The sequence below is a fragment of the Mycobacterium sp. genome (assembly GCF_035314665.1).
Taxonomy (GTDB): domain Bacteria; phylum Actinomycetota; class Actinomycetes; order Mycobacteriales; family Mycobacteriaceae; genus Mycobacterium.
Genome location: NZ_DATFZD010000356.1, coordinates 1 through 4,570 on the forward strand (window position 1 = coordinate 1; position 4,570 = coordinate 4,570).

General features: G+C 63.9%; 3 protein-coding genes and 1 pseudogene. 2 read left to right on the forward strand and 2 right to left on the reverse strand.

What is annotated here, in order from left to right:
• Positions 1 to 233 precede the first annotated feature (233 nt).
• Positions 234 to 587: a hypothetical protein gene (locus tag VKI00_RS24640; RefSeq protein WP_324442191.1), complete on the forward strand. Its 354-nt coding sequence runs from the start codon at positions 234 to 236 to the stop codon at positions 585 to 587.
• Positions 588 to 951: 364 nt separating this feature from the next.
• Here VKI00_RS24640 and VKI00_RS24645 read toward each other — a convergent pair whose 3' ends face one another.
• Positions 952 to 1,140, reverse strand: a complete 189-nt coding sequence (locus VKI00_RS24645; RefSeq protein WP_324442193.1) for a hypothetical protein — start codon at positions 1,138 to 1,140, stop codon at positions 952 to 954.
• A gap of 689 nt (positions 1,141 to 1,829) precedes the next feature.
• Between VKI00_RS24645 and VKI00_RS24650 the strand changes: the two genes are divergently transcribed.
• Positions 1,830 to 3,989, forward strand: coding sequence for a recombinase family protein (locus VKI00_RS24650; protein ID WP_324442195.1), 2,160 nt, complete (start codon positions 1,830 to 1,832; stop codon positions 3,987 to 3,989).
• Positions 3,990 to 4,156: 167 nt separating this feature from the next.
• On the opposite strand, the pseudogene VKI00_RS24655 reads toward VKI00_RS24650, so the two are convergent.
• A pseudogene (locus VKI00_RS24655) lies at positions 4,157 to 4,570 on the reverse strand (hypothetical protein); the annotation flags it as partial.

The following is a 4,570-nucleotide window of genomic DNA, read 5'->3' on the forward strand; positions in this document are numbered from 1 at the left end:
GGTTGAACTGGCCACCGGGCAACGACTCCGGAAATCTGACGTGTGAGGGCAAGCGTAGCAGGCGGTGGCATTGCTAACCACCGGTTCCGTCCGGTCGGAGCCGCTGCGCCGGCCGCATGGAGCGTTCGAGCTAAGGAAGGTGGGCGGGTGCTGCGATGTGCCGGCAGCCGCAGATTGAAACGTCAGCTTGAAACCAATCGCTCCGGCGGCCCGTCGAGCGTGATACTTTCTCGATGGGGTGGGACGGCATTCACCTGTTCCAGTTCAGCCTGCGTGCCGCGCGTTACGGGTCGCGGGAACTATCGGCCTCGTCGCCCGACGTGACGCTGGCAGCGCTGCGGCTCCGAAAGGGCGCGCGGTTCGTCTACGAGTATGACCTGAACATCCCTTGGAAGTCGTCAGGGCCGTCTTCTCCGACCCTTCCCAGGCCCCACTTCGTTGCGGTCTCGGCGCGGCACTGCGGGCGGGTTGCCGAGATCGCTGAGCGCGGCGGGTTGCAGCTTCTGACGGATGAGCAGCTACGGCGTCGCAAGAAGGCCGAGAAGGCTGCAGTGCGGGAGCTGCATCGCTTACTGCACCCGTCGTAGGCCGCTCCGAAAACAGGGCTTCCGTCGGCTCGATTCCGTCGTGCAGGCTGTTCGGCCACCGCGCTGATTCGATGCGGGTGTTGGGGCTGGCATGAGCGAAAGGCGACGGGTTCCACCGGTGACACAGGACGTGGAAGCCGCCGCGCGGGCGGCCAACGCGGAGCCGTGGGAGCCGATGCCCGGCATGGTGAAGCGACAGTGCCCCGATTGCCGCTACTTCTTCGCTGCGCCTCCAGACGCAGAGGAGCCACGCTGCCCGGATTGCGCCGGCGAGGGCAGACAGCCTGGATGTTAGCGCACCCGCGGCACCGTATCGGCCTCTGAATATATACCCGATTTGGCGCACCAGGCGTCATGGCGGGGCTCACCCCATCGCTTCGTCGAGGAACGCGCACTGCGCCGCCGAGGAGCCCGCGTCACGGCACCGCAGCATGTAGCTCACGTCCTCCGCCGACTTCCCGGCGGAGCCGAGCACCACGCCAAGCGCGACCACCGCGGTGATCAGCAGCGACTTGCGCGACGACTTGGTTGGTTGAAACTCAGCGTCAACCATGTGCGCGCCTCCATCGCGTTGCGTGGTGAGGGGCGACGTGGTGCTGGACACACCCGTCGCTCCGACCCAGCCAGCCACTGATCCACGACGACGACAAGCCCGTCCTGCGTGTGCGCCGCTGGCGGGCCGCTGCGGGGCTCATCGCGCACGATCGCGTTCGCGTCCAGCGCCGGGGCCGGCGGGTGCCCCCCTTCGCCTCGACCCATGAAAGGGTGTCACCCACTCTGAACGCGCTGAGACTGCGGCCGGTTTAGTTGCGCATGAAACGAATGCGCCAGCAAGCAGCAGGGGAGGCCACTGCTCGAGAGCGCGATCTTGAAGTCGACGGCTTTTTCCGGCGTTGAATATCGACGCACGCTGCTTTCGTTGCAGCCGCGGCGAGTTTGACCAAGCGTTCGGCGCTGGCAACTTGACTATCTTCCAGCTGCAGACCGTGGGATTTTAGAACTCGGAACAATTGCTCGATACACCATCCGCAACGCCGCTGATAATTTAACCGACTCGAACACAGCGCCGAAACTCGGCTGCGAGGCGCTTCGGGCGCTGGTTCGGTGGTTGAGATCACGCGATGGGCACTCTGCCGGTTTGGTCGACGCTGGCGGACGACCGGCGACGCACGATGCTCCGCGTGCTGTCCCAGATCGCGCTGCGCGAGGGTCGAACGGCCATTCTGGCCGAGGAGTCCAGTCATGATCGAGACAGTTCGGGTCGCACTGACCCATGCTGGTGTATCGGACAAGATCCAGCGCCGGCATCGGGAGCGGACGGCGATGGTGTATGTTCGCCAGTCCACGGTTCAGCAGGTTGAGCGGCATCAGGAATCGACTCGGCTGCAGTATGCTCTGGTGGATCGAGCGCTGTACTTCGGTTGGGATCGCTCATCGATCGTAGTGATCGATGATGACCTAGGCCGATCCGGTGCCTCGATCGAAGGCCGGCCCGGCTTTCAACGTCTGGTCGCGGAGGTAGGACTCGGCCATGTCGGCATGGTGCTGGGCGTGGAGATGTCGCGACTGGCGCGTTCGTGCCGGGATTGGCATCAATTGCTGGAGATCTGCGCGTTGTTCGATACGCTCATTGCCGACGCCGATGGCGTGTACGACGCGGGTAATTTCAATGACAGGCTTTTGCTTGGTTTGAAAGGTACCATGAGCGAAGCCGAGTTGCACCTTCTCAAGGCGCGTATGCTGGAAGGCAAGCGGGCCAAGGCACGCCGGGGCGAACTTGGGATGCGATTGCCGATAGGCTACGTGCGTCGTCTGTCGGGCGAAGTCGCGTTAGACCCTGATGAGCAGGCGCAGGCGACGGTTCGCTTGGTATTTGAACTGTTCGAACGATTCCGCACCGTCGGCAAGGTGCTGGTCTATTTGGTCAGTCACGACATCCGAATGCCGGTGCGCGTCAGTAGCGGAGAGCGCAAGGGTGAGCTGGAATGGCATCGCGCCAACCGTGTGTCGTTGCACAACCTGCTCAAAAACCCGACCTACGCCGGCGCCTATGTGTATGGCAGGCGGCGGATCGATCTGCGTCGACGTCAACCGGGTCGACCCGGCACGGGGCGGCGGTCAAGTTCAGTTGAAGAGGCGGAGGTATTCCTGCCTGATCGGCTGCCGGCCTACATTGGTTGGGAGCAATATCAGCGTAACCAGGCGCAGTTGCGATCAAACACGGCAGCTATCACGGGGCCAGCACGCGCCGGCCAGGCCCTGCTGTCGGGGTTGCTGGTCTGCGGTCGGTGCGGATTACGCATGACGGCGCAGTACAACAACAATGGTGCCAATCCGCGCTACACCTGTAATGGCATGGCTTTTTGTTACGCCGAGCCGATCTGTCAGTCGCTGAAAGCGGCGCCACTTGACGTCCTGGTGGAACGGCTGGTGCTCCAGGTGCTTGAGCCAGCAGCCATCGAAGTCAGCTTGGTGGCGGCGGCTGATCTGCAACAGGAACGCGAGGCCATTGAACGGCAATGGCAGCAACGGATCGAACGAGCCCGTTACGAAGCCGAACGCATGCGCCGACAGTTCGACGCCGTCGAGCCGGAGAACCGGCTGGTGGCTCGTACGCTCGAGCGGCAATGGGAGCAGGCCCTGGCCGAGCAGCTGCGTGTCGAGGCTGACCACGAGTGCGCCCGGCGCAATCAGCCATCACCGTTGAACCCGGCCGAGATCGCCAGGATTCGCCAGCTGGCGACAGATCTACCCGGCCTGTGGCGCGCCGCCACTCAGGAGGAGCGACAGACCCTGGTTCGCTTGCTGCTCGAACGGATCCTGGTCGAAGTCGTCGATGGCAGCGAACAGGTTCGCGTCGTCTGTCACTGGCAAGGTGGCAACCGCACCGCACATCGCTTGATCCGCCCGGTCGCTCGTTTCGACCGGCTCAGTAATTATGCGGCCCTGGTGGCACGTGCGACCGAACTCCATCGTACCGGGCAGAACTACGCTGCCATTGCAGAAAAGCTCAATCGCGAGGGCTGGCGACCGGCCAAGCGTCGCGATACGTTCAATAGTTCGATAGTGCATCATCTCCTGAGCAAGGCCGGCATCGTCACTCCGCGATCCCGTCGTCGTCGCCCGAGCATCGAGCGTGAACCCGACGAATGGACGATCGCAGAACTGGCCCGGCACATTCCGATGCCTAAGCCAACCCTCTACACCTGGGTCCAACAGGGGCGTCTACGCAGCCGCGCGGTCGCGGTTGGTGGTCGTCATTTTACCGTGGTGCATGCCGATCACGCGGCAATCGAAGCGCTCAGGACGGTACGCGCCACGCCTGCGCCGTGGCACCGCCGGCCACCACCGCTCGCCATGGCGCCGGCCGAGCCGAACTCTCACATGCCCGGAGTGACTTGAGAGTCGCCATGTCTGGTAGATATCGATAGTCCAACGAGCGCGGTACCAGTCGACAATGCACCATGCGTCCGCCGCATCGGCGATCGTGTGCGTGGTCAGCAGCCGCCAATGCAGCGGCTCGACACCGCGCGGCGCGTCAATCTCGCGGACATCGATCGCCCGCAACGTCACCGTCCTGGCCAAGCTGCGGTCCCACTCGCTGTCGGACGGACGATCTCAACCGTGCCGAAGCGCAATTCCAGCTTGGGCGTGCGCGCCTCCCGGCCTGGATCGCGCGCCGGTAACTCGATGGTGCGCTGTCCGACCTTCGCCAACTCCGCCATGGTCTCGTACAGCAGACGGCCGCCAGCCAGCCGGCGATCGCTCATCGCTCGCGTCAGCACATGAAAGTCATTCTCTGGCACCGAGGCCCATTGGGCGTAGATGTCGGACTCGCGATCACCCACCACCGTCACCATCTTGGCAGACTGCAACACGGTCTTTGCCTGCTCCGATGCGTCCAGCCAGCGCATCGATTCGCGCTCCGACAGCGGACGTTCACGGGCTTCGGTCTCGACCACGCCATCCCGTGTCCAGACCTC

Coding starts and splice junctions, on each gene's coding strand:
- VKI00_RS24640 (WP_324442191.1), top strand. CDS start 234: ATGGGGTGGGACGGCATTCACCTGTTCCAGTTCAGCCTGCGTGCCGCG.
- VKI00_RS24645 (WP_324442193.1), bottom strand. CDS start 1,140: ATGGTTGACGCTGAGTTTCAACCAACCAAGTCGTCGCGCAAGTCGCTG.
- VKI00_RS24650 (WP_324442195.1), top strand. CDS start 1,830: ATGATCGAGACAGTTCGGGTCGCACTGACCCATGCTGGTGTATCGGAC.